Origin of the sequence: Alitabrizicola rongguiensis, assembly GCF_021491355.1 — a bacterium.
Lineage (GTDB): Bacteria > Pseudomonadota > Alphaproteobacteria > Rhodobacterales > Rhodobacteraceae > Aliitabrizicola > Aliitabrizicola rongguiensis.
This window is the reverse complement of record NZ_JAKENF010000001.1, coordinates 961,162-986,402: the sequence shown is the minus strand read 5'-3', so window position 1 is coordinate 986,402 and position 25,241 is coordinate 961,162. Positions and strand designations below refer to the sequence as shown.

General features: G+C 62.5%; 21 protein-coding genes. 15 read left to right on the top strand and 6 right to left on the bottom strand.

Annotated features, from left to right (window positions below):
* Positions 1-36: 36 nt before the first annotated feature.
* The 6 genes from L0V05_RS04900 to L0V05_RS04875 all read left to right on the top strand — a co-directional run bounded on the left by L0V05_RS04900 (position 37) and on the right by L0V05_RS04875 (position 7,860).
* Entirely contained in the window at positions 37-1,338 is a 1,302-nt protein-coding gene (locus L0V05_RS04900; protein ID WP_234868963.1) for a sugar ABC transporter permease, read from the top strand.
* 14 nt (positions 1,339-1,352) lie between these two features.
* Positions 1,353-2,114 carry an ATP-binding cassette domain-containing protein gene (locus L0V05_RS04895; protein ID WP_234868962.1) on the top strand — a complete coding sequence of 254 codons (762 nt, stop codon included), beginning with the start codon at positions 1,353-1,355 and terminating at the stop codon, positions 2,112-2,114.
* Positions 2,114-3,550 carry a xylulokinase gene (xylB, locus tag L0V05_RS04890; RefSeq protein ID WP_234868961.1) on the top strand — a complete coding sequence of 479 codons (1,437 nt, stop codon included), beginning with the start codon at positions 2,114-2,116 and terminating at the stop codon, positions 3,548-3,550. The genes L0V05_RS04895 and xylB overlap by 1 nt, the downstream gene beginning before the upstream one ends.
* Positions 3,547-4,851 (top strand): xylose isomerase, encoded by a 1,305-nt coding sequence (xylA, locus tag L0V05_RS04885; protein ID WP_234868960.1) that lies wholly within the window; start codon positions 3,547-3,549, stop codon positions 4,849-4,851. The genes xylB and xylA overlap by 4 nt, the downstream gene beginning before the upstream one ends.
* A gap of 67 nt (positions 4,852-4,918) precedes the next feature.
* Entirely contained in the window at positions 4,919-5,950 is a 1,032-nt protein-coding gene (gene mgrA / locus L0V05_RS04880; protein WP_234868959.1) for an L-glyceraldehyde 3-phosphate reductase, read from the top strand.
* Positions 5,951-6,018: 68 nt separating this feature from the next.
* Positions 6,019-7,860 carry an AI-2E family transporter gene (locus L0V05_RS04875; RefSeq protein WP_234868958.1) on the top strand — a complete coding sequence of 614 codons (1,842 nt, stop codon included), beginning with the start codon at positions 6,019-6,021 and terminating at the stop codon, positions 7,858-7,860.
* A gap of 10 nt (positions 7,861-7,870) precedes the next feature.
* Here L0V05_RS04875 and ubiG read toward each other — a convergent pair whose 3' ends face one another.
* Positions 7,871-8,608, bottom strand: coding sequence for a bifunctional 2-polyprenyl-6-hydroxyphenol methylase/3-demethylubiquinol 3-O-methyltransferase UbiG (gene ubiG / locus L0V05_RS04870; protein ID WP_234868957.1), 738 nt, complete (start codon positions 8,606-8,608; stop codon positions 7,871-7,873).
* Positions 8,609-8,667: 59 nt separating this feature from the next.
* On the opposite strand from ubiG, the gene pip reads away from it, so the two are divergent.
* From pip to infB, 6 genes are all read left to right on the top strand, one after another.
* Positions 8,668-9,636, top strand: a complete 969-nt coding sequence (gene pip / locus L0V05_RS04865; protein ID WP_234868956.1) for a prolyl aminopeptidase — start codon at positions 8,668-8,670, stop codon at positions 9,634-9,636.
* A 70-nt stretch (positions 9,637-9,706) separates the two neighbouring features.
* The gene (locus tag L0V05_RS04860; protein WP_234868955.1) at positions 9,707-10,333 is read left to right on the top strand and encodes a class I SAM-dependent DNA methyltransferase; all 627 of its coding nucleotides are present in this window, start codon (positions 9,707-9,709) and stop codon (positions 10,331-10,333) included.
* A gap of 140 nt (positions 10,334-10,473) precedes the next feature.
* Positions 10,474-11,088 carry a ribosome maturation factor RimP gene (gene rimP / locus L0V05_RS04855; protein ID WP_234868954.1) on the top strand — a complete coding sequence of 205 codons (615 nt, stop codon included), beginning with the start codon at positions 10,474-10,476 and terminating at the stop codon, positions 11,086-11,088.
* 21 nt (positions 11,089-11,109) lie between these two features.
* Positions 11,110-12,717 (top strand): transcription termination factor NusA, encoded by a 1,608-nt coding sequence (gene nusA, locus L0V05_RS04850; RefSeq protein ID WP_234868953.1) that lies wholly within the window; start codon positions 11,110-11,112, stop codon positions 12,715-12,717.
* 24 nt (positions 12,718-12,741) lie between these two features.
* Positions 12,742-13,377: an RNA-binding protein gene (locus L0V05_RS04845; protein ID WP_234868952.1), complete on the top strand. Its 636-nt coding sequence runs from the start codon at positions 12,742-12,744 to the stop codon at positions 13,375-13,377.
* Positions 13,374-15,917 (top strand): translation initiation factor IF-2, encoded by a 2,544-nt coding sequence (gene infB, locus L0V05_RS04840; protein WP_234868951.1) that lies wholly within the window; start codon positions 13,374-13,376, stop codon positions 15,915-15,917. Before L0V05_RS04845 ends, infB begins: the two co-directional genes overlap by 4 nt.
* A 75-nt stretch (positions 15,918-15,992) precedes the next feature.
* On the opposite strand, the gene L0V05_RS04835 is transcribed toward infB, so the two are convergent.
* The 4 genes from L0V05_RS04835 to L0V05_RS04820 all read right to left on the bottom strand — a co-directional run bounded on the left by L0V05_RS04835 (position 15,993) and on the right by L0V05_RS04820 (position 18,903).
* Positions 15,993-16,133 (bottom strand): hypothetical protein, encoded by a 141-nt coding sequence (locus L0V05_RS04835; RefSeq protein ID WP_234868950.1) that lies wholly within the window; start codon positions 16,131-16,133, stop codon positions 15,993-15,995.
* Between the two features lie 136 nt (positions 16,134-16,269).
* Complete coding sequence (locus tag L0V05_RS04830; RefSeq protein ID WP_234868949.1) at positions 16,270-16,668, bottom strand: (deoxy)nucleoside triphosphate pyrophosphohydrolase; 399 nt, start codon at positions 16,666-16,668, stop codon at positions 16,270-16,272.
* A gap of 10 nt (positions 16,669-16,678) precedes the next feature.
* Positions 16,679-18,028: a bifunctional glutamate N-acetyltransferase/amino-acid acetyltransferase ArgJ gene (gene argJ, locus L0V05_RS04825; protein ID WP_234868948.1), complete on the bottom strand. Its 1,350-nt coding sequence runs from the start codon at positions 18,026-18,028 to the stop codon at positions 16,679-16,681.
* 20 nt (positions 18,029-18,048) lie between these two features.
* Positions 18,049-18,903, bottom strand: a complete 855-nt coding sequence (locus tag L0V05_RS04820; RefSeq protein WP_234868947.1) for a peptidylprolyl isomerase — start codon at positions 18,901-18,903, stop codon at positions 18,049-18,051.
* Positions 18,904-19,090: 187 nt separating this feature from the next.
* Between L0V05_RS04820 and secA the strand changes: the two genes are divergently transcribed.
* The 3 genes from secA (at position 19,091) to L0V05_RS04805 (ending at position 24,496) form a co-directional block, all read left to right on the top strand.
* Entirely contained in the window at positions 19,091-21,811 is a 2,721-nt protein-coding gene (gene secA, locus L0V05_RS04815; RefSeq protein ID WP_234868946.1) for a preprotein translocase subunit SecA, read from the top strand.
* 156 nt (positions 21,812-21,967) lie between these two features.
* On the top strand, positions 21,968-22,933 hold the full coding sequence (locus tag L0V05_RS04810) for a hypothetical protein (RefSeq protein WP_234868945.1): 966 nt from the start codon (positions 21,968-21,970) through the stop codon (positions 22,931-22,933).
* Positions 22,934-22,990: 57 nt separating this feature from the next.
* A complete protein-coding gene (locus tag L0V05_RS04805) occupies positions 22,991-24,496 on the top strand; it encodes a phosphate ABC transporter substrate-binding/OmpA family protein (RefSeq protein WP_234868944.1) in 1,506 nt (501 codons plus the stop codon).
* Here the strand turns inward: L0V05_RS04805 and radC are convergent.
* Entirely contained in the window at positions 24,468-25,232 is a 765-nt protein-coding gene (gene radC, locus L0V05_RS04800) for a RadC family protein (RefSeq protein ID WP_234868943.1), read from the bottom strand. The two genes, L0V05_RS04805 and radC, sit on opposite strands and share 29 nt — an antisense overlap.
* Between the last annotated feature and the right edge of the window lie 9 nt (positions 25,233-25,241).

The following is a 25,241-nucleotide window of genomic DNA, read 5'->3' as shown; positions in this document are numbered from 1 at the left end:
CCCACGCGAGGCTCCGGTCTTTCGAAAGGCATGGACATGTCCGAAGTGGCAACCCACACTCCCCCACCCCAATCCAGACGGAATCTGTTCGAGACGCTGGGAATCGACACCCGGCTTCTGGGAATGGTGATCGCGTTCATTCTCATCTGCACGGTCTTCTATTTCGTCACTGACGGTCGTTTCCTTTCGCCGAGGAACATCTTCAACCTGACGATCCAGACTGTCAGCGTGGCCATCATGGCGACGGGGATGGTGTTCATCATCGTGATGCGCCACATCGACCTGAGCGTAGGTGCACTCCTGGCGCTGTGCTCGGCTGTCATGGGGCTGATGCAGGTGTGGATCCTGCCGCAGGTCATGGGGCTTCCGCTGGGCAGCGTGGCTATCACGCCGCTGGCCATCATCGCCGGTCTGCTGACCGGCGCCTTGATCGGGGCGTTCAACGGCTGGCTTGTCGGCTACCAGCAGATTCCCGCTTTCATCGTGACCCTCGGCGGTCTGCTGATCTGGCGGAACGTCGGCTGGTACATGACTTCGGGCCAGACGCTTGGTCCGCTGGACCCGACCTTCCTCAAGCTCGGCGGTTCAGAAGGGACGCTCGGCGCCACCCTGTCGTGGATTGTCGGGGGCCTCGGCGCCGTCGCGGCGATCCTGGCCCAGTTCCAGGCCCGCAAGAGCAAGGCCCGCCACGGATTCGCGGTGAAGCCGATTTGGGCAGAAATCACCATGTCGGTGATCTTTGTCGGCGCCATCCTCGGATTCGTCGGGATCCTGAACAGCTACGACATACCGACTGCCCGGCTGCAGCGCATGTTCGAGGCCCGCGGCGAGGTCATGCCCGAAGGCTATACCGAAGGGTTCGGCATGCCGATTTCGGTGCTGATGCTGATCGTGCTGACGATCGTCATGACCGTGGTCGCAAGGAAGACGCGCTTTGGCCGCTACATCTTCGCCGCGGGGGGTAACCCAGATGCTGCGGAGCTTTCCGGCATCAACACGCGCCTTCTGACGGTCAAGGTCTTTGCGCTGATGGGCTTCCTCTGCGCCCTCTCGGCGATCGTGGCGCAGGCCCGCCTGCAGAACCACACCAACGACATCGGCACGCTGGACGAACTGCGCGTCATTGCTGCTGCGGTGATCGGTGGCACGGCACTATCGGGTGGCATCGGCACGATCTATGGCGCGCTGCTCGGTGCGCTCATCATGCAGTCGCTGCAATCCGGCATGGCGATGGTGGGCGTCGACAGCCCGTTCCAGAACATTGTCGTCGGGCTGGTTCTGGTGGTCGCCGTCTGGATCGACATCCAGTACCGCAAGCGCTCTGGAGCATTGAAATGAGAGGGGATGACGCCATGACAAGCAATCGCGGAACCCCCCTGGTCGAGATGCGCGACATCTCGATCGCCTTCGGCGGGATCAAGGCGGTCGACCATGTATCGGTCGACCTCTACCCCGGCGAGGTCGTAGGTCTGCTCGGTCACAACGGTGCCGGCAAATCGACCCTGATCAAGTGCCTTTCGGGCGCCTATCACGCCGACTCGGGAGAAATCCTCATCAACGGGCAGAAGGTCAACATCAGCAATCCGCGCGATGCGCGGGCTCTGAACATCGAGACGATCTACCAGACCCTTGCCCTGGCGGATAACCTCGATGCCGCTTCCAACCTCTTTCTGGGCCGGGAACTGGTGACGCCGCTCGGCTTCGTCGACGATTCCCAGATGGAGGCGGAAACCCGCAAGATCATGGGGCGGCTGAACCCGAACTTCCGCAAGTTCAAGGAGCCGGTCTCGGCGCTGTCCGGCGGGCAGAGGCAGTCGGTCGCCATTGCACGTGCGGTCTACTTCAACGCCAAGATCCTGATCATGGACGAACCTACTGCTGCTCTTGGCCCGCACGAGACGCAGATGGTGTCCGAGCTGATTCAGGAGTTGAAGCGCCAGGGCCTCGGCATCTTCCTGATCGAGCACGACATCCACAACGTGATGAAGCTGTGCGATCGTGCCGTGGTGATGAAGAACGGTCAGCGGGTCGGAACGGTCAATGTCAACGAGGTCACCGATGATGACATCCTCGGCATGATCATCATGGGCAAGAAACCCCCGCAGGCCGTGTGATGTATATCGGTCTTGATCTGGGAACCTCGGGTGTCAAAGGGGTTCTCATTGACGATGCGCAGAAGGTCGTGGCGGAAGCCACGGCCCCTCTGACCGTTTCGCGACCCCATGAAGGGTGGAGCGAACAGTCCCCCGCCGACTGGATCGCCGCGACTGAGTCGGTGATGGACCAGCTCGCGGCACATGGTCTGGGCAAGGTGCGCGGCATCGGGCTGTCGGGCCAGATGCACGGCGCGACCCTCCTGGATGCCGCCGACGAGGTGCTGCGGCCCTGCATCCTTTGGAACGATACGCGCAGCCATGAGGAGGCGGCCGAGCTGGATGGCGATCCGATGTTCCGCCGACTGACGGGAAACATCGTCTTTCCCGGCTTCACCGCACCCAAGCTGCTGTGGGTCGAGCGTCACGAACCGCAGATTCGCGAACGGGTGGCGAAAGTGCTGCTGCCGAAGGACTATCTTCGGCTGTGGCTGACAGGTGAACACGTTGCCGAAATGTCGGATGCCGCCGGGACGAGCTGGCTCGACACCGGCCGTCGCGATTGGTCGGACGAACTGCTTGCAGTTACCGGCCTGGACCGGTCGGCGATGCCGCGGCTTGTCGAGGGATCGCAGGTATCTGGCATCCTGCGGGAACCCCTCGCGGTGCGATGGGGCTTGCCCTCCGACGTGGTCGTTGCAGGCGGTGGCGGTGACAATGCCGCCTCAGGTGTGGGTGTCGGGGTCGTGCGAGCCGGGGATGCCTTCGTCTCGCTCGGGACGTCGGGCGTGCTTTTCGCCGCCAATGACGGCTATCAGCCTGATCCGGCGACTGCGGTGCATACCTTCTGCCATGCGCTGCCCGGAACATGGCACCAGATGGGCGTCATCCTTGCGGCGACGGATGCGCTGAACTGGTTTGCTGGTTTGGTAGGGCAGTCGGCGGCCAGCCTGACGGGAAGCCTGGGAGACCTGAAGGCACCAGGAAAGACCCTGTTCATGCCCTATCTGGGGGGTGAGCGCACACCGCTGAACGATGCGGCGATCCGAGGCGCATTCATCGGGCTGGAGCATGCGACAGACCGGTCCGCGGCGACCCGCGCGGTTCTCGAAGGGGTGACCTTCGCCTTCCGCGATTGCCGCGACGCGCTGGCCGCGACTGGAACCCGCTTTGACCGGCTGCTCGCTGTCGGTGGTGGATCGCGTTCGGATTACTGGCTGAAGGCGATCGCAACGGCACTTGATTGCCCAGTGCAATTGCCGGTCGCGGGGGATTTCGGCGGCGCATTCGGGGCAGCCCGTCTTGGCCTCATGGCCGCGACCGGTGCCGGTGCCGAAATCGCGACACTTCCCGCCATCGCCCGCACGATCGACCCCGATCCTGCGCTGACTTCCACGTTTGACGCGGGACATGCCCGCTACCGCGCCTCCCAATCTGCCATCAAGGGACTGACATGACCAACTTCTTCAAAGACATTCCGGCCATCAGCTATGTCGGACCGGACTCCGACAAGGAATTCGGCTTCAGGCACTACAACAAGGACGAAGTAGTGCTGGGCAAGCGGCTTGAGGATCACCTGCGCTTTGCAATCGCCTGGTGGCACAGCTTTGCCTGGGAAGGGGGCGACCCGTTCGGCGGTCAGACCTTCGAGCGGCCCTGGCATCCGCAGGATTCGATGAAGACCGCTCGGATCAAGGCCGACGTGGCCTTCGAGATGTTCCGCATCCTCGATGTGCCGTTTTACTGCTGGCACGACGCCGACGTTCGCCCCGAGACCGGCAATTTCGCCGACAACCTCAAGACGCTGAACGAGATCACCGACTACATGCTGGAAAAGCAGGTCCAGACAGGCGTCAAGCTGCTCTGGGGCACGGCGAACCTGTTCAGCCACCGCCGCTGGATGGCCGGCGCCTCGACCAACCCCGACCCCGAAGTATTTGCCTTTGCCGCCGCGACGGTGAAGTCCTGCCTTGACGCGACGCACAAGATGGGCGGCGAGAACTATGTGCTCTGGGGTGGGCGTGAGGGTTACGAGACCCTGCTGAACACCGACATGAAGCAGGAGTTGGACCATATGGGCCGCTTCCTGAACATGGTTGTCGATTACAAGCACAAGATCGGCTTCAAGGGCACGATCCTGGTCGAGCCGAAACCGCAGGAGCCGTCGAAGCACCAGTACGACTATGACGCGGCGACCTGCTTTGGCTTCCTGCAGAAGTACGGTCTCGAGAAGGAAGTGAAGCTGAACCTCGAACAGGGGCACGCAATCCTTGCCGGCCACAGCTTCGAGCACGAGATCGCCACAGCCGCCGCTCTGGGCGTGTTCGGGTCGATCGACATGAACCGCAACGACTACCAGTCGGGCTGGGACACGGACCAGTTCCCGAACAACGTGCCCGAAGTGGCGCTTGCCTACTATGAGGTGCTCCGCGCGGGCGGGTTCACCACTGGCGGCACCAACTTCGATGCCAAGATCCGCCGCCAGTCGATCGACCCGGCCGACCTGATCCTTGCGCATATGGGCGCCATGGATGTCTGCGCCCGCGGGCTCAAGGCGGCGGCGGCGCTGCTGGAATCGGGCGAGATGGAAGCGGCAAGGAAAGAGCGTTACGCAGGCTGGGACACTCCGGCGGCAAAGACGATGCTTGGCTCGAGTCTGGATGCCATCGCAGCGGACGTTCTCGCGAAGAACATCCGTCCCGAGCCGCGCTCTGGCCGGCAAGAGCGGCTGGAGAATCTCTGGAACCGCTTCGTCTGATCGCTAGAACAGGAATAACGGGGCGGCGGCCACCCGGCTGCCGCCCGCGCCTTTTTGGGAGAGCCGCATGACCTACATCCCCGCCGCCAACCGCTATGACCGGATGATCTATCGCCGCTGTGGCACATCCGGATTGAAGCTGCCCGCGATCTCTCTGGGACTGTGGCACAACTTCGGCCATGACACGCCGCATGACACCAAGCGCGCGATCTGCCAGGCGGCCTTCGATCATGGCATCACCCATTTTGATCTGGCCAATAACTATGGCCCCCCGCCAGGAAGCGCAGAAGAGGCCTTCGGTGAAATACTAAGGACTGATTTCCGCGGCTTTAGAGACGAACTCATCATCTCGTCGAAGGCCGGCTACCTGATGTGGGACGGGCCCTATGGCGAGTTTGGCAGCCGGAAATACACGATTGCGTCGTGCGACCAGTCCTTGAAGCGCATGGGCGTCGAATACGTCGACATCTTCTATTCCCATCGCTTCGATCCTGACACGCCACTCGAAGAAACGATGATGGCGCTGGACCATATCGTTCGGTCTGGCCGGGCGCTTTATGTGGGGCTGTCGTCCTACAACTCCGAGAAGACTCGCGCGGCGGCCGCGATCCTGAGGGATCTTGGCACCCCGTGCCTGATACACCAGCCGAGCTACAACATCCTCAACCGTTGGGTCGAAACCGACGGGCTCAAGACCACGCTGAAGGAACTTGGCATCGGGTCGATCGCCTTTACCCCACTGGCGCAAGGCATTCTGACCGGCAAGTATCTGAAGGGTGTCCCGCAAGGCAGCCGGGCTTCACAAGGAAAAAGCCTTGATCCGGCGATCATCACGCCCCGTGCGATCGAGTCGGTGCGAAAGCTCGATGAGATCGCCAAGACGCGCGGCCAGACGCTGGCGCAACTGGCGCTGGCCTGGGTCCTGCGTGAGGGCGGCATCACTTCGGCCCTGATCGGCGCATCGAAACCTGAACAGGTCGTGGATTGCGCAGGTGCGATCGCCAATCTCGATTTCACGTCACAGGAACTGGCCCAGATCGACCAGATCGCCGAAGAGAAGGACGTAAACCTCTGGGCGAAATCCTCGCAAACGGAATGACGCAGCAATGGACGGGCGCGATGCTCTGATCTAGCCTTTTCCAGGGGCGGATCACTCGCCCTTGCGAGGTGGTCCAGATTCCTAGTCAGAGCATCGATGCCATTCCGGCCTGGTCCGGCGATTTTCGCCGGATCACTCTGACACAACTGGCTGCCATCACTGGCGTCGCTGCCGTGCTGCACGTCGCGCACGAGGTGTTTCTGCCGCTTGCGATCGCCATGCTGATCGCCTTTGCCCTGAGCCCCGCGGTGGCCTACCTGCGGCGCGCCGGCATGCCACAGCTCTTGACGGTGATCGCCGTCGTGGTCGCGGCCTTTGTCGTGATCTCGCTATTCCTCTTGGTCGTGGTCGGTCAGTTGGGCGAGTTGGCCGCCAACCTGCCGACATTCCAAGCGAATATCATAACCAAGGTGGATGCGATCCGGGACGCAGGAAGCGGGAGCGGCGTCGTATCGCGCCTGACCGACATGCTGTCTGCCATCAACCAGGAAATCGGGGCGGCGGTTCCATCGGCGACAGAACCCTCTGCGCCGCTCACGCATCCCAGGCAGCCTTTGCCAGTCGAGATCATCGAATCCCAGCACCCGCTCGAGCTTCTGTCGAGCCTTGTCCTGCCGCTCATCAGCCCCATCGCGACGATTGGTCTGGTGTTCGTGCTGGTGATATTCATGCTTCTCGAACAGGACGAACTCCGCGACAGGTTCATTCGTCTTGTCGGTTCGAATGACCTGCACCGGACAACCGAGCTTCTGGAAGAGGCGGGCGGGCGGGTCGCAAACTATCTTGTGATGCAGCTTCTGGTGAACACGATCTACGCGCTTCCGATCGGCATCGGATTGTGGGTCATCGGCGTTCCCAATGCGCTGCTCTGGGGCATGCTGACGCTGGTTCTGCGTTTTGTACCCTATATCGGCTCGGTGCTGGCGGCAGTGTTTCCGCTGTTTCTGGCCTTCGCAGTGTCGCCGGGATGGGAGGCCGTGCTTTGGACGGCGGCTCTGTTCGCGGTGGTCGAGCTTGTTACTAGCAACGTGATCGAGCCGTGGCTCTACGGTTCGCGCACCGGGGTCAGCCCGCTCGCCATCATCATCGCCGCGATCTTCTGGACGTTCATCTGGGGGACGCCCGGCCTTGTTCTGTCCACACCGCTCACCGTCTGCCTTGTGGTTCTGGGCCGCCACATTCCGCAGTTCGAGCTGTTCGGCATTCTCTTCGGCGATGACCCGGTTCTGGAGCCGAAGGCACGGCTTTACCAGCGACTGCTCGCCGGCGATGCGGTCGAGGCGACCAGTCGCGCCGAAGAAGAGCTTGAACAGATGCCGCTTGCCGACTTTTACGAAAAGGTTGGCTTGCCAGCGCTGCAGCTGGGGCAGCTCGACCTGGATCGCGGATTGCTCACGGCGGAACAGCAGGATCGGCTTGCCGGCGCGGCGATGGCGATGATCGAGGATCTCGAGGTCGTGGCGACCGAGGAATTCGCAGCGCGCGAACGGTCAGACAGTGCCGGCGTGACCGTCATCTGCATCGGAGGCAGAAGCAGGCTGGACGAGGTTTCTGCGGCGATACTGGCACAGACACTTCGATCCTACGGTATCGACGGGCGAGTTCAATCGCGCCTGGGCCTTACGACCGGGCGCAGCCGACCCTCCGATTTCGCCGGAATGCAATGCGTCATGCTGTGTTTTCTCGACCCCAATCCGTCGCGTGTTTCTCTGATCCATCTGCGCCGGTTGCGGGCCGCAGCTCCGGACCTGCGTATCGGGGTCGTCCTTTGGCAGTTCGAACACGGAGCCGGACCGCAAAGCGCGCCGGAGAAAGAGCGTGAGGCAAAGCAGCTGGGCGCCGATTTCGTGGTAACGGATCGGGCAGGCATCGTCGCCCAGTTCGTTCCGGACGACGCAGAGTCAGCCTGACGCGGATATTCTAGCGTTTGATGCTTGCGGTCACGTAGTTCACCGAAAGGTCACGCGCCGAAAGGTGCCAGCTCCATCCAAGCGGACTGAAGACCATGCCCTTGCGGTCCACCGGATCGAGTCCCGCCTTGCGGATCAGATCGTAAAGCTCGTCTGGTGTAATGAACTTCGACCAGTCATGGGTGCCCTTCGGCAGCCAGCGCATGACCTGCTCGGCCCCGATGATCGCCATCAGATAGCTCTTGGGGTTACGATTCAGCGTCGAACAGATCATCAGCCCGCCGGGCTTCAACAGGGTCTGGCAGGCGGTGAGATAGGCGAGCGGGTCGGCGACGTGCTCGATCACTTCCATGTTCAGGACCACATCGAAACGCTCGCCTGCCTCGGCCAGATCCTCGGCCGTGGTATGGCGGTAATCGATTGAGAGGCCCGACTGTTTGGCGTGCAGTTCCGCGACAGGGATGTTGCGCGCCGCTGCGTCCGCGCCAACGACATCGGCTCCGAGCCTTGCCATGGGTTCGGACAAGAGCCCTCCGCCGCAGCCGATGTCGAGAAGGCGCAGGCCGGCGAAGGGACGTGGGGCGGTCAGATCCCGGTCGAATTCCGCGGCGATCTGGGTGGTGATGTAGTCCAGCCGGCATGGGTTCAGCATGTGGAGCGGCTTGAACTTGCCCGTCGGGTCCCACCAATCAGCCGCCATCGCTTCGAACTTGGCGACTTCGCCTGGGTCAATGGAGCTGACGGACATGGCAATTCCCTGCGTTTGGTTTGTAGCGAGAAGAACTTTCGGCGTTATATAGTGCGAACATGGACCAGAGATCAGGCCAAAAGCGCGCAGTCGAATACCTTTATCCGCCGATCGAGCCCTTCGATCAGCGCGTTATCGACATGGGCGACGGGCACCGGATCTACGTCGAGCAATGCGGCCATCCCGCGGGCAAGCCGGTGATCGTGCTGCATGGTGGTCCGGGCGGCGGCTGCAGCCCGGCGATGCGGCGGTATTTCGACCCTTCGGTCTATCGTGTCGTGTTGTTCGACCAGCGGGGCTGCGGCCGGTCGCGCCCCCATGCCAGCGTCCGCGACAACACTACCTGGCATCTTGTCTCGGACATCGAGACGATCCGCGAAACTCTGGGCATCGATCGCTGGATGGCCTTTGGCGGCAGCTGGGGCGCCACGCTCGCGCTGATCTATGCCATCAGCCATCCTGACCGTGTGGAACATCTGGTTCTGCGTGGGGTCTTCCTGATGACCCTGGCCGAGCTTCGCTGGTTCTATGGCGGAGGGGCGGGGGCCTTTTTTCCCGATCTCTGGACGCGCTTCATCGGGCAGATTCCCGAAGACGAACGCAGCGATCTGATCGGCGCCTATCACCGCCGTCTCTTCTCCGGCAACCTGATGGAAGAGACGCGCTTTGGGCGGTACTGGGCCAATTGGGAAAATGCCCTTGCTTCCGTTCATTTCGAAGCCGGTCTGGGGGAAAGTCCCGCGGAGTATGCCCGCGCTTTTGCAAGGTTGGAGAACCATTACTTCCAGAACGCGGGTTTCCTTGAGCATGACGGCTGGATCCTCGCCAACCGCAGCCGGATCGAACACATCCCAGCCCATATCATCCAAGGCCGCTTCGACATGATCTGCCCACCCCTGGCAGCATGGCAGCTTAGTCAGGGATGGGCGAGGGCCGACCTGCGGCTTGTCCCGCTTTCAGGCCATGCGCTTTCGGAACCTGGCATCAGCTCGGAGCTGGTCCGTGTCATGGATGCGCTCCGCGGCTGAGCTGCCTGTCATCGCCCTGTCACCGTTTCGGGTCTAGACCGCGTCCCGTATGGCGATGCGGAGACAGCAGATGACCCAAGCGGGATACGACCTCGAGGAAGCCTACGAAATCAACGGACCCGAGGATGCCCGCCGTATGTATGGCGACTGGGCCGAAACCTATGACGAAAGCTTCGGTGCCGCCTGGGGTTATGTCGCCCCGCGGGAAATTGCCGCGATCCTGAAAGCTGAGTTCGCCGGTGACGAGCCTGTCCTTGATGCCGGCGCCGGGACCGGACTGGTCGGCGAGCATCTGCAGGGCCTGACGGTCGATGCCTTCGACATCACGCCCGAGATGCTGGAGCAGGCCAAGGCCAAAGGCCTGTATCGGGACTACATTCTTGGCGACCTGACCAAGCCCATCGCCCTTCCGGATTCGGTCTATGGTGCAGTCATTTCGTGCGGAACCTTCACCCATGGCCATGTCGGCCCGGAATGCCTGCCGGAACTGCTGCGGATCACGAGGCCCGGGGCACTGTTCGTCTGCGGAACGATCCCCGCGGTGCTGGACGGTGCGCGCTTCGGCTCTGAACTGGCGAAACTGGTGGCGCAGGGGCGGATTGAGCCGGTCCGGTTCCGTGACATTCCGATTTACGAGGGGGCGAACCATCCGCACCGGGATGATCGCGGGCTGGTGATCGTGTTCCGAAAACGCTGAAAAGATCAGGGCGGAATTCCCCTTGTCGATTCGCCGACAGGGGATTATAACGCCTCCAACAGCTGTTTCGGGGTCCAAACCCGAGACTACCGAAAGTCGCAACGGGCCGCTGTGCCCGTTTTTTCATTTCTGGAACACCGATGACCGATCTCATCGCGAAAACTGCCATCGACCGCCGCCTGGCCGAGATCGTGACCCCCACGATCGAGGATCTGGGTTTTGAACTCGTGCGCATCCGCCTGATGGGCGGCAAGACCCGCACGCTGCAGATCATGGCCGACCGCCCCGAAGGCGGGATTGAGGTCGAGGACTGCGCGAAGATCTCGACGGCCGTCTCGGCGATCCTCGATGTCGAGGATCCGATCGAGGACAACTACATCCTCGAAGTGTCCTCGCCCGGCATCGACCGGCCGCTGACCCGGCTGAAGGATTTCGACATGTGGCGCGACTACGAGGCCCGCGTCGAGACGAGCGAACTGATCGACGGCCGCCGCCGCTTCAAGGGGTTCCTGCGTGGCACCGAAGGCGACGAGATCCTTATCGAGATCGAGGAAGGCGCCGAGACGCTGACCATCGGCCTGAAGTTCGACTGGCTGTCGGATGCCAAGCTGATCCTGACCGACGAACTGATTGCCGAGATGCTGCGCCAGAGAAAGGCCAGCGGCGTGATCGACGAGTCGAAGTACGACGAGATCGAAGAAACCGATGGGGACGACGGCGAGGATGACCTCGACGCGCCCGAGACGAAACACTGAGACCTTCCCGGGAGAACCGACATGGCGATCACCTCTGCCAACCAGCTTGAACTTCTCCAGACCGCCGAGGCCGTCGCGCGCGAGAAGATGATCGACCCCGACCTGGTCATCCAGGCGATGGAAGAAAGCCTCGCCCGGGCCGCCAAGTCGCGCTACGGCAGTGAGCTCGACATCCGCGTGAAGATCGACCGCAAGACCGGCCGCGCCACGTTTGCCCGCATCCGCACCGTCGTCGAGGATGACGCGGTCGAGAACTATCAGGCGCAGCTGACCGTCAAGCAGGCGAAGAACTACCTCGCCGATCCGAAGGTCGGCGACGAGGTGATCGATGAAGTTCCGCCCGTGGATCTTGGCCGCATCGCCGCGCAGTCGGCCAAGCAGGTCATCCTGCAGAAGGTCCGCGAAGCCGAGCGCGACCGCCAGTACGAAGAATTCAAGGACCGCAAGGGCACTATCCTGAACGGCACCGTGAAGCGCGAGGAATACGGCAACATCATCATCGACCTGAACGGTCGCGGCGAGGCCATCCTGCGCCGCAACGAGAAGATCGGCCGTGAAGCCTATCGCATCGGCGACCGCATCCGCGCCTACATCAAGGACGTTCGCCGCGAGGCCCGTGGGCCGCAGATCTTCCTGTCGCGCACCGCGCCGGAGTTCATGGCCGAGCTGTTCAAGATGGAAGTGCCGGAGATCTACGACGGCATCATCGAGATCAAGGCCGTCGCCCGTGACCCCGGTTCGCGCGCGAAAATCGCCGTCATCAGCTATGACAACTCGATCGACCCGGTCGGCGCCTGCGTGGGTATGCGTGGCAGCCGCGTGCAGGCCGTGGTGAACGAGCTTCAGGGCGAGAAGATCGACATCATTCCGTGGAACCAGGACCAGGCGACGTTCCTTGTGAACGCGCTGCAGCCCGCTGAAGTTTCCAAGGTCGTGATCGATGACGACGCCGGCAAGATCGAAGTCGTGGTGCCGGACGAGCAGCTGTCGCTCGCCATCGGCCGTCGCGGCCAGAACGTGCGTCTGGCCAGCCAGCTGACCGGTCTCGACATCGACATCATGACGGAAGCCGACGAATCGGCCCGCCGTCAGGCCGAGTTCACCGAGCGCACCAACCTGTTCATGGAGACGCTGGACGTCGACGAGATGATGGCACAGCTGCTGGTTTCCGAAGGTTTCACCAACCTCGAGGAAGTGGCCTATGTCGATATCGACGAACTTCTGTCGATCGACGGCTTCGACGAGGGCACGGCCGAGGAACTGCAGGCTCGCGCCCGCGACTACCTTGAAGCCGCAAACAAGAAGGCGATGGAGAACGCTATCGCCCTTGGAGTGGACGAGAGCCTAATCAACTTCGAGGGCCTGACGCCCCAGATGCTGGAAGCGCTCGGCAAGGACGGGATCAAGACGCTGGAAGATTTCGCCACCTGCGCCGACTGGGAACTGGCCGGCGGCTGGACCACGGTCAACGGCCAGCGGGTGAAAGATGAGGGCCTGCTCGAGAAGTTCGACATGAGCCTGGAAGAGGCGCAGAACCTCGTGATGACCGCCCGCGTGATGCTGGGCTGGGTCGACCCGACTGAGGCCGAAGATGCCGCGGAAGGCGAAGATGAGGAGGCCGAGGCCTGATTTCAGGCCTCGGAGGTGTACCCCGTGACACGCGGAGGTCGGGAAAAGGATCGTGAGGATGGGCCGGAACGCCGGTGCATCGTCACGGGCGACAGCCAGCCGAAGCCTGGAATGATCCGCTTTGTCACGGGACCGGAGGGGCAGGTCGTCCCCGATCTCCTGGGCCGGCTGCCCGGCCGGGGCTACTATGTCAGCGCCGACCGGGCCGCGCTTGAGAAGGCGGTGAAGAAGGGGCTGTTCAGCCGTGCGGCAAAGACAAGCGTAACCGTTCCGCCCGATCTGGTGGATGAAATCGAGGCGCAGCTTGCGCGGCGTGTTATCGATCTTATCTCTCTTGCTCGAAAGGCTGGATCTGCGGTGACCGGCTTCGAGAAGGTGAAGGACTGGCTGACCAAAGGTGAAGCCAGGATCCTGATCCAGGCCAGTGACGGATCGGAGCGCGGCAAATCCAAGCTCCGCCCGCCTGAAGGCCCCGATACATTCATCGGTTGTCTGACATCCCGGGAATTGGGTTTGTCCTTCGGCCGGGATCATGCCATACACGGCGCGCTTGCGGCTGGCGGACTCACCGAGCGTGTTGTAGAGGAAGCGGCAAAGCTTGCAGGACTACGCAAGCAGACCGACGGTAAGTCCGTCGAAAAGGATACGAAGAACGCATGAGCGATACTGACGGCAAGAAACCTCTTGGCCTTGGCGGCCCCCGTTCAGGTCAGGTGAAGCAGAGCTTCAGCCACGGCCGGACGAAGAGCGTCGTGGTCGAGACCAAGCGCAAGCGCGTGGTTGCCCCGCCCAAGCCCGGCACGGCCGGAACCGGGGCGGCAACCGGTGCTGCGCATCTGGGCGATCCGTCGAAACGGCCGGCCGGCATCTCGGATGCCGAAATGGAACGCCGCCTCGCGGCGCTGCGGAACGCCAAGGCGCGCGAGGCCGGCGAAGCCGCGCAACGTGCTGCCGAGGAAGCTGCGCGCGAAGAGGAACGTCAGCGCAAGCGGGAAGAAATCGAGGCGAAGGAACGCGAAGAGCGCGAACGCGCTGCCGCAGCGCGTGCCAAGGCCGAAGAGGAAGAGCGCGCGCGCCAGCTGGCCGAGATTCGCGCCAGCCGTGCAGCCGAGGAACAGAAACGTCCTGCCAAGACGGAGGCACGTGCGCCGGCTGCGACTCCTGCCGAGGAAGCCCCGGCGCGCGGTGCAGCTGCGCCCGGTTCGGCCAAACCCGGCCTCAGCCCGCGCAAGACCGATCGCGAACGCGATGACCGTGGCGGCGACCGTGATGCCCGCGCCAAGGCGAAGGGCGACAATGATCGCCGCGCCGGCAAGCTGACCCTGACGGCCGCGCTTGATGGCGAAGGCGGGCGGACCCGCAGCCTTGCCGCAATGAAGCGCAAGCAGGAAAAAGCTCGCCAGAAGGCGATGGGTTTTGGCCAAAAGGCCGAGAAGCAGGTGCGCGACGTGCAGCTGCCGGAAACCATCGTCGTGCAGGAACTTGCCAACCGCATGGCCGAACGGGCCGCGGATGTGGTCAAGGCGCTGATGAAGATGGGCATGATGGTCACCATGAACCAGACCATCGACGCCGATACCGCCGAACTGGTGATCGAGGAATTCGGCCACCACGCCGTGCGCGTGACCGATGCAGACGTCGAACAGGCAATCGACAGCGTTGCCGACAAGCCCGAGGACTTGCAACCGCGGCCCCCGATCGTCACGATCATGGGCCATGTCGACCACGGCAAGACGTCGCTGCTTGACGCGCTGCGCAAGACCAACGTCGTCTCGGGCGAGGCTGGCGGGATCACCCAGCATATCGGCGCCTATCAGGTGACGACCGACAAGGGCGCGGTTCTGACCTTCCTCGACACCCCGGGCCACGCTGCCTTTACCTCGATGCGCTCGCGGGGCGCTCAGGTGACGGACATCGTCGTGCTGGTTGTGGCTGCGGATGATGCGGTCATGCCGCAGACGATCGAGGCGATCAACCACGCCAAGGCGGCAAAGGTGCCGATGATCGTGGCGATCAACAAGATCGACAAGCATTCGGCTAACCCGGACAAGGTGCGGACCGACCTGCTGCAGCACGAAGTCATCGTCGAGAAGATGTCGGGCGATGTGCTGGACGTCGAGGTGTCGGCGCTAACCGGGCAAGGCCTGGATGACCTTCTGGATGCCATCGCGCTTCAGGCGGAACTTCTGGACCTGCGGGCCAACCCGCAGCGGCCGGCGCAAGGCGCCGTCATCGAAGCCAAGCTCGATGTCGGTCGCGGCCCCGTCGCCACCGTTCTGGTGCAGAGCGGTACACTGAAGCGCGGCGACATCTTTGTTGTCGGCGAACAGTGGGGCAAGGTGCGCGCGCTCATCAACGATCGAGGCGAGACGGTTGGCGAAGCCGGCCCGTCGGTTCCGGTCGAGGTCCTGGGCCTGAACGGCACGCCGCAAGCCGGTGATACGCTGAACGTGGTCGAAACCGAAGCGCAGGCGCGTGAGATCGCCACCTATCGCGAGAAGGCGGCCAAGGACAAGCGTGCGGCGGCTGGTGCGGCGACAACGCTGGAACAGCTGATGGCCAAGGCCAAGGCGGATGCCAACGTGGCCGAGTTGCCAGTGATCGTGAAGGCCGACGTGCAAGGTTCGGCGGAAGCCATCGTGCAGGCGCTGGAGAAGGTCGGCAACGAAGAGGTGCGCGTGCGCGTGCTCCATTACGGGGTCGGTGCGATCACCGATACCGATGTGGGTCTGGCGGAAGCCTCGAACTGCCCGATCATCGGTTTCAACGTGCGGGCCAATGCCTCGGCCCGGCAGAGCGCGAACCAGAAGGGTGTCGAGATTCGCTACTACAGCGTCATCTATGACCTTGTGGACGATGTGAAAGCCGCCGCGTCGGGTCTGCTCAAGGCCGAGGTGCGCGAGCACTTCATCGGCTATGCCCAGATCAAGGAGGTCTTCAAGGTCTCTGGCGTGGGCAAGGTCGCGGGCTGCCTTGTCACCGAAGGTGTGGCGCGTCGTTCTGCTGGCGTACGCCTGCTGCGCGACAACGTCGTCATCCACGAAGGCACGCTCAAGACGCTCAAGCGCTTCAAGGACGAGGTCAAGGAAGTCATCTCGGGCCAGGAATGCGGCATGGCTTTCGAAAACTACGAAGATATCCGCGAAGGCGACGTCATCGAAATCTTCGAGCGCGAGGAAGTCGAGCGCAAGCTCGCCTGATCGACGCCTGACAGACAATGAAAAAGGCCGGGTCCCAACACCCGGCCTTTTTCATTCTGCTCGTTTGCCGCGAGTTCAGGACTTGCGGATCGTCTGCACCGGAAAGCCGACAAATGTCTTCTCGTCGACCTTAACCACAACCTTCCCATCAGCGAGTTGGTTGACCAGAACACCCTGAACTGAAACGCAGCTCCCCAAAGAAATCGTCCTCAGCATTCCTCTCCCCCTTTTGCCGTCATTCTGGAAACAATCTAGCCAGAGATCGTTCAAGAAATCATCACCAAAATTTCATCTATTAGTAGAAAGTAAGCAAAAAAAGAAGGCGAAGGACCGCCAAACCAATACTTTCGTATCAAAGCCAATCGCGCAGGATCGGTATCAGCGGCAAATCGGCCGGGGGCATGGGGTAATCCCGCAGCGCTTGCGGGCGGACCCAAGCGAGTTTTTGACCCTCTCGCGGAGAAGTGATTCCCTCCCACCGGCGGCAGGCGAAAACCGGCATGAGCAGGTGGAAATCCTCGTAGGAATGGCTGGCGAAGGTCAGAGGCGCGAGGCAGCTTTTCCAGGTGTCGATGCCAAGTTCTTCTTTCAACTCACGGATGAGCGCCGCCTCCGGTGTCTCTCCCGGCTCAACTTTGCCGCCGGGAAATTCCCAAAGACCTGCCAAGGACTTGCCTTCTGGCCGTTGCGCGAGAAGCACTCGCCCCTCGCTGTCGATCAAGGCGACTGCCGAGACAAGGACGACTCTCATCCCAGCCCCTTCAGGACCGGTAATCGGCATTGATGTCGATGTAGCGATGCGTCAGATCGCAAGTCCAGACCGTCTTGGCGCACTTGCCCAGACCGAGGTCCACGGAGATGACCAGTTCAGGCAGTTTCATGTAGGACGCACCGTCTTCCTCATGGTAGCTCGTCGCGCGCCAGCCCTTTTCAGCGACCAGAATGTCGCCAAACCGAATCGACAAACGGTCGCGGTCGGCTTTCGCCCCGGATTTCCCCACTGCGGCAACAATCCGGCCCCAGTTCGGGTCCTGTCCGGCGATCGCGGTCTTGACCAGAGGCGAGTTCGCGATGCTCATCGCGACCTTGTGCGCATCTTCCGCACTGGCCGCACCCGTGACCCGGACCTCTACGAACTTCGTCGCGCCTTCGCCGTCGCGAACCACTTGCTGGGCAAGGTCAAGCATGACCGCCCTCAGCGCCGCTTCGAACGGTTTGGCGACCGCAGAGCGGGCCGTGATCTCGGCTGCTGGGCTGCGGCCGGTTGCGGCAACGATCAGCGCGTCCGAAGTCGAGGTGTCGCTATCCACAGTGATCGCATTGAAGGTGTCGTCCACTTGCCGTGACACCATCTTCTGCAAGAGCGGCGCGGCGATCTTTGCGTCAGTGAAGATGTAGACGAGCATGGTCGCCATGTCGGGCGCGATCATGCCCGAGCCCTTGGCAATTCCTGCGATGCGGATCGTCCCGCCATCACCGGCCACGGTCGCCGAAGCCCCCTTTGGGAAGGTGTCGGTGGTCATGATCGCACGGGCGGCCATCGAGATGCCGCCGGCATCAAGCCCCCCAACCGCCTCGTCGAGGCTTGTAACGATACGGTCATGGGGCAGCGGTTCGCCGATCACGCCGGTCGACGAGGAAAAGACCCGCGAGGCAGGCACGCCAAGAGCCTTGGCAACGGCTCCTGTGACGGCCCTGACCGAGGCGACCCCGGCTTTTCCCGTGAAAGCATTGGCGTTGCCCGAGTTCACCACGATTGCCGCCCCCGAGCGGGGTGGAACCGCCGATGCCAGCTTGTCCTGGCAGTCGAGCACGCAGGCCGCGCGGGTAGAAGAGCGGGTGAAGGCCCCGGCAATCGCGGTACCCGGAGCAAGCCGCACCAGCATCACGTCTGTCCGGTTGGCATAGCGGACTCCTGCGGCGACGGCGGCGAATTCCACTCCGTCGATCACCGGGAGATCGGGAAAACCGCCAGCCGGGGCAAGCGGAGAAACGGGATTGGGTGTCTTGATCTTGGGCAGATCCTGCACCACTTCGCCGACCTTTTCACGAAGCCTGGCCACCTTCTTCTTCAGTGCCTTGGCTTCAGCCTTCCAGTCGGTCTTGCCCATTCCCGTTCCTCCGCGCCGGATCAGTTCGCGATGAGGTTCTGATCGCGCAGCAGCTTGGGGTCAATCCCCTGGACCTTCTCGATCTTCGCTGCGTCGGTGATTTCCTTGACCTTCGCCTCGACCGCCTGGGTCTGAAGTTCGTTGGCCAGTTCGGCCTTCACTTCGTCGAGCGTCGGAACGGGTGCGGGTCTGGTTTCGTCGAGCTTGATGATGTGCCAGCCGAACTGGGTCTGCACCGGGTCGGACACCTGGCCGGGCTGCAGCTTGACCACAGCATCCTCGAACGGCTTGACCATCATGCCAACACCAAACCAGCCCAGATCACCGCCGTTGGCGGCCGAGCCGTCCGAAGAATTGGCCTTGGCAAGCTCTGCAAAGTCAGCGCCGCCATCGATCTGCGCCTTGAGATCCTTTGCCTTTGCCTCGTCAGCGACGAGGATATGGGCGGCGTGATACTCGGTGCCCGGGGTAACCGACGCGTACTTTGCGTCATAGGCCTTCTGCAGCGCTTCGTCCGTCACCGCCGCAGCTGCTGCGGCCTGAATGACGTTGCCGGCGAGATAGCCCGTACGGTTGTTCTCGAGGTTGATCTCGTCCGCCTTGGTCAGCTTGCCGTTGAGCGACTGGGCAAGTGCCGTCTGCTGAACAAGCTGGTCGACGATGCCGTTGAAAAGCGCATCGTCCGGCATGTTCTGGTATTGCTGGGGCAGGCGCTGACCCAGGGCGATGACCTGTCCGAGGGTGATGTTGGTGCCGTTGACCGTGGCCACCACCGTATCGGCGGTTTCGCCTTCGGCCAGAGCAGGGGCGACCGTGCCCGTGGCAAGCGCCGTGCCGAGAACCAGAGCAGCCCCGAAACCTGCAAGTTTCCGCATATTCACCTTCTCCTGAACAGGCCGCTTCCCTAAGCGACGTTGACACTCTGGCCCATGCCCCTTACATCGCCTTGGTCGCGTGAGACGGGGCGCCTGCGCCTTTGTTGGCTCTTCTATGGAAGCCGGTGAGGGCGGGCAAGGCCCGGGCCTCACACGATCTTGTCAGGAACGGCCAGGCGGAGAAGAAATGCTGGGTCTCGGAACGCTCGCGCGGAAGGTCTTTGGCACCCCGAACGACCGCAAGGTCAAGTCGGTGCGCCCTATCGTGGCGAAGATCAACGCGCTCGAGCCGGAGTTCGCCGCGCTGACCGACGAACAGATCATCGCCAAGACGGCTGAGTTCAGGGAACGCATCGCCAAAGGCGAAAGCCTTGACGATCTTCTTCCGGAAGCTTTCGCCAATTGCCGCGAGGCCGCGAAGCGCGCGCTTGGCCTGCGCGCCTTCGACGTCCAACTGATGGGCGGCATCTTCCTGCATCAGGGCAACATCGCCGAGATGAAGACGGGCGAGGGCAAGACCCTTGTCGCGACCTTCCCGGCCTACCTGAACGCGCTGCCCGGCAAGGGCGTGCATGTCGTGACGGTCAACGACTACCTTGCCCGTCGTGACGCCGAATGGATGAGCAAGGTCTATGGCGCACTTGGCCTGACCACCGGTGTCGTGGTGCCGCAGCAGCCCGACGCGGAAAAGCGTGTCGCCTATAAGGCCGACATCACCTATGCGACCAACAACGAACTGGGCTTCGACTACCTTCGCGACAACATGAAGGGGTCGATCGAGGAGATGGCTCAGCGCGGACACTTCTTCGCCATCGTCGACGAGGTCGACTCGATCCTTGTGGATGAAGCCCGCACGCCGCTCATCATCTCGGGCCCGTCGCAGGACCGGTCCGAGCTTTACGTCGCGGTCGACAAGCTCATCCCCAGCCTGAACCCCGAGCATTACAAGGTCGACGAAAAGACCCGCGTCGTGACCTATACCGAAGAGGGCAACGAAGAGATCGAGCAACTGCTGCAGAAGGCCGGTATCCTGCCCGAGAACCAGTCGCTCTACGACCCGGAAAGCACAACCATCGTCCATCACGTGACGCAGGCCCTGCGCGCCCATACGCTGTTCCACAAGGACCAGCAGTACATCGTGCGCAACGACGAGGTCATGCTGATCGACGAATTCACTGGCCGCATGATGGTCGGTCGTCGCCTGTCGGATGGTCTGCATCAGGCCATCGAGGCCAAGGAAGGCGTGAAGATCCAGCCAGAAAACACGACTCTGGCCAGCATCACCTTCCAGAACTACTTCCGCCTCTATGAAAAGCTGTCCGGCATGACCGGTACTGCGGCGACCGAGGCCGAGGAATTCGCCGAGATCTACAACCTTGGTGTCGTCGAGGTCCCGACGAACCGCCCGGTCCAGCGGAAGGACGAACACGACCAGGTCTTCCGAACCGCGCGCGAGAAGTACGAGGGGATCGTCAAGGAGATCAAGGAGGCCCATGCCAAGGGCCAGCCGATCCTTGTGGGCACGACCTCGATCGAAAAATCGGAGATCCTGTCGGACCTGCTGAAGAAAGAGGGCATTCCGCACAATGTGCTGAACGCCCGCCAGCACGAACAGGAAGCCAAGATCGTGGCCGAAGCGGGCCGTCTGGGCGCGGTAACAATCGCGACCAACATGGCGGGCCGTGGGACCGACATCCAGTTGGGCGGCAGCGTCGAGATGAAGGTGCTCGAGGCCATTGCCGCCGATCCGCATCTGCACCCTGACGAGGTGCGCGCCCGCATCGAGGCGGAGCACGCGGAAGAGAAAGACAAGGTCAAGGATGCCGGAGGCCTGTTCGTTCTTGCGACCGAACGGCACGAAAGCCGACGCATCGACAACCAGCTGCGCGGCCGCTCGGGCCGTCAGGGTGACCCGGGCCGGTCGGTCTTCTTCCTGTCGCTGGAAGATGACCTCATGCGCATCTTCGGGTCAGAGCGGCTGGACAAGGTTCTGTCGACGCTCGGGATGAAGGAAGGCGAGTCGATCGTTCATCCTTGGGTGAACAAGTCGCTGGAAAAGGCGCAGGCGAAGGTCGAGGGTAGAAACTTCGACATCCGCAAGCAGCTTCTCAAGTTCGACGACGTGATGAACGACCAGCGCAAGGCGATCTTTGGCCAGCGTCTGGATATCATGCGGGCCGAGGATCTGTCGGAAATCGTAGCGGATATGCGCGATCAGGTGATCGACGATCTGGTCGACTTGCACATGCCGCCAAAGTCCTATGCCGACTCGTGGGATGCGGCCGGTCTTGCGGCTTCGCTGCGCGAGCATCTGAACCTCGATCTGCCGGTCGCCTCCTGGGCCGCCGAAGAAGGCGTCGACCAAGATGTGATCCGCGAGCGCGTCACCGAGGCCGCTGACAAGATGATGGCGGAAAAGCTCGAGGCTTTCGGTCCCGAGACCATGCGCAGCATCGAGAAGCAGTTGTTGCTGCAGACCATCGACGGCAAGTGGCGCGAGCACCTATTGCGGCTCGAGCACCTGCGCTCGGTCGTAGGGTTCCGCGGCTATGCGCAACGTGACCCATTGAACGAATACAAGACCGAAGCCTTCCAGCTGTTCGAAAGCATGCTGAACTCGCTGCGTAGCGAAGTTACCCAGAAGCTGGCGCAGGTGCGTCCGCTGACGGCGGAAGAGCAGCAGCAGATGATGGCGCAACTGATCGCGCAGCAGCAGGCGATGCAACGCGCGCAGGCGCCACAGCCTCAACCTGAACCGGCGATGGCGGGCGATGCCGAGCCGGCGGGAACGCGACTTGCCGGATTTGACGAATCCGACCCCGCGACATGGGGCAATCCGGGGCGCAACGACCCCTGCCCGTGCGGCTCTGGCCAGAAGTTCAAGCATTGCCACGGCAAGCTTGTCTGACGCGCCTCTATTTGACGAAAACGTGACCAGAATCGGGATTCGGCGGGGAAACCTGCCGCATTCCGCGTTTCGATGATGGAATCAAAACGCCCTTAAGCCACGGATCAGCCGGATTCACGCCCTAGCGTCGCAATCTGGGTGGGCCTGGGGTGTCCGATGGAAGACAGGTACAAACGGATCGTTCGCATTGCCGTCGTGATCGGCATTGCAATCGGATCTGGCCATGTGGTGCAAAGCAACACGCCGGCATCGCAGCAAACTGCACGTGACGCAAAGCCGATCCCCAAGGATATCGTCCAACTCTCGGCCGAGTTGCCGAAATCGAACTCGATGGTCGAACCCGGGATCGGTGATGAACTGCCGCTGATCGTGCCCGGGAATACACAGCAGCCCTTGGTCTTGCCGCCAATGGCTCTTCCGGAGCCTGAAGCCCGGTCCGAGTTTTCGTCCCCCGATTGCGAGACTCGTCTTGATGTCGCGGTCGTGGCTGGAGCGATGCTGGACATCTCGTTGTCGTCGCCCTGCCATGCTGATCAGCGTGTCGTCCTGCGCCACGCGGCGCTGACCGTCACCTACCGCACGAATGCCGCCGGAATTCTCGCCGCCTCGCTTCCGGCCATGACAGAATCCGCTGACGTTACGGCCTTGTTCCACGACGGCACCAGCGCGGTCGCAACGGTCAATGTGCCGGAGGCCGATGCCTATCGCCGCTTCGGGGTGCAATGGCTGGGCGCGCAGGCGTTCCAGGTGAACGCGTTCGAGGATGGCGCCGACTTCGGCGATCCCGGTCATATCTCGGCAGCAAATCCGGGCAAGCCGGACAACCGGCTTCTGCCGCGGCACGGATTCCTGTCTGTGCTGGGGAACGATCAGGTTCCAGCACCATTGCTGGCAGAGATCTATACCTTCCCGACGGGAGCATCCGAGGTTCCGGTCCTGGTCGAAGCGGCAGTGACACGAGAAACTTGCAATCGAGATCTCGTGGGCGAACTGCTCGAGGCGGGCCGGGGTGAAGTAACGACCACTGACCTCGCTGTCTCCATGCCCGGCTGCGATGCAATCGGTCAGTATCTTGAGTTGAAAAATCTGCGTCCGGGAACGAAACTCGCTGCGGCGGACTGATACCGCTGGCGGGCATTCGAACCGGGGCAGAGGCAGCACTTCTTGAGAGTTTTCCTGATGCGTTGCGCGGCAATCCTTGCCGCGCTGATCGCCTTTCCTGTTGCTGCTGCGGCCCAAGACATCACGCTGACGTCGCGGGATGGCACTTTGGCGCTGTCAGGCAGTCTGCAGGGATTCGACGGCGAACTTTATCGCATCATGACCCGCTACGGCCTGCTGACTGTCGATGCACAGGGCGTCATCTGCGATGGTCCGGGCTGCCCGGACTTGACGAGCTATGTCGCAGAGTTGCGCGTAACCGGCAGCCCGGACAAGGGCGCGCGGCTGCTGCCCGGTCTGCTGGCTGCCTTTGCCCAGGCACGCGGGTTGGCGCTGCGCACCGAAGTGACGGGTTCAGGAGCTGTCCATACCATCTACGATCCGGACGAAGAGATCGTTCTGGCTCGGTTCAGCTTTACGCCCGCAGCGCCTGGCCCCGCGGTCGAAGCCTTGAGGAGCGCTGCTGCCGATTTCGATCTGGCCGATCTGCCGGAACCCGGATTGATTGCCACGACCCTTGGCGTACAGGCACTCGTCGCCGTGGTATCGCCCAAGAACCCCATTGCGCAACTGGCGACGGCGGACCTTGCGCGCGTCCTGTCTGGCAAGGTCACGAACTGGTCCGAGCTGGGTGGGCCCGACATGCCGGTGGTCGTGCATGCGCTGGCGCCGCAGTCCGGCTTCCGGGCCGCGCTGGAAACGCGACTGGGTCAGCCCCTCATCGTCGGCGAAACTCACGAAGATGCGGCCGCCCTTGCGGCTGCGGTTACGCGCGATCCTTGGGGGATTGCGGTAACTACTTCTGCCGATGCAGGGATGGCACGGGTCATGCCCTTGACGGACAGTTGTGGCTTCCTGCTCGAGCCGTCCGCTCTTTCGGTAAAGGCCGAAGACTATCCCCTGGCTCAACCATTCTACTTGTTGACCGCCAAGCGGCATCTGCCCTTGCTTGGGCGCGAGTTTCTCGAGTTCGTCAATTCGCCCTCGGCGAACGCCGCACTTGCCGAAGGCGGCCTTCTTGGCCGCGGGATGGAGCAGACCGATCTTGTGAGCGACGGTCACCGCCTGGTGAACGTGATCCGCGCTGCTGGTGACGCAGGCCTGGCAGAAGCTCAGCGCCTGACCTCCTCCATGCATGGAGCGGAGAGGATTTCGGCCACCTTCCGGTTCGAGGACGGTACAAGCCGTCTCGACGCTTCGTCACGGGATCACCTGGTTGATCTTGTCCGCTTGATCGAGACCGGTCACTTCAGCGACCGGGAGCTTGTCTTCGTCGGTTTCTCGGACGGATCAGGTGATCCGGCTGCAAACCTTGAACTGTCGCGCGAACGGGCCGAGGTTGTCTTCAACGCAGTCGCCGATGCGGTGCCCGATCTGGGCGACCTGCGGGTCAAGACCTCGATCGACGCATTTGGCGAGGCGCTGCCGATGGCCTGCGACGAGACTGCGATCGGGCGTCAGATCAACCGGCGCGTCGAGGTCTGGCTGCGCGCGCCTAGAGAAAGCCCCGTGCCCGAAAACTGACCTCGCGTGAGCGGCCAACGATCAGATGATCGTGCAGAACGATGCCAAGAACCGCCGCGGCATCCTGCACCTGTGCGGTCATGGCAATGTCGGCTTCGGACGGGGTGGGATCGCCAGAGGGGTGGTTGTGGACGAGGATCAGCGCGCTCGCGTTCAACTCCAGCGCCCGTTTCACCACCTCGCGCGGATAGACTGGCACGTGATCCACCGTGCTCCGTGCCTGTTCCTCGTCGGCGATCAGGACATTCTTTCGGTCGAGGAACAGGATGCGGAACTGTTCGGTCTCTCGGTGTGACATGGCGGTATGGCAATAGTCGAGAAGCGCATCCCAAGAGGACAGAACCGGGCGGTTGATGACGCGCGACCGTGCCATTCGCCGCGCAATCGCCTCGGCCAGCTTGATGCGGACGAGCACTGCATCGCCCACGCCCTCCTGCTGGCGCAGGCGCGCCTCGCTGGCGGTGATGACGCCGTTCAGGTCACCGAAGGCCTCGATCAGGCGATGTGCCAGCGGCTTCATGTCCTTCTTGGCCATTGCATCGAAAAGAAGGAGTTCCAGCAGTTCGTAATCCGGAACGGCATCCGCGCCTCCGGCGATGAACCGCGTACGCAGACGCTCACGGTGACCTGCGACATAGGATGGCAAGCGCTGTGGCAGCGGGGCCGCATCGGCTTCGTCCCCGATGTCGGAGAAGAGCGGCAGTGGTCGATCCGAGAAGGCGCGGCTGCGGGTCATGGCGCAAGC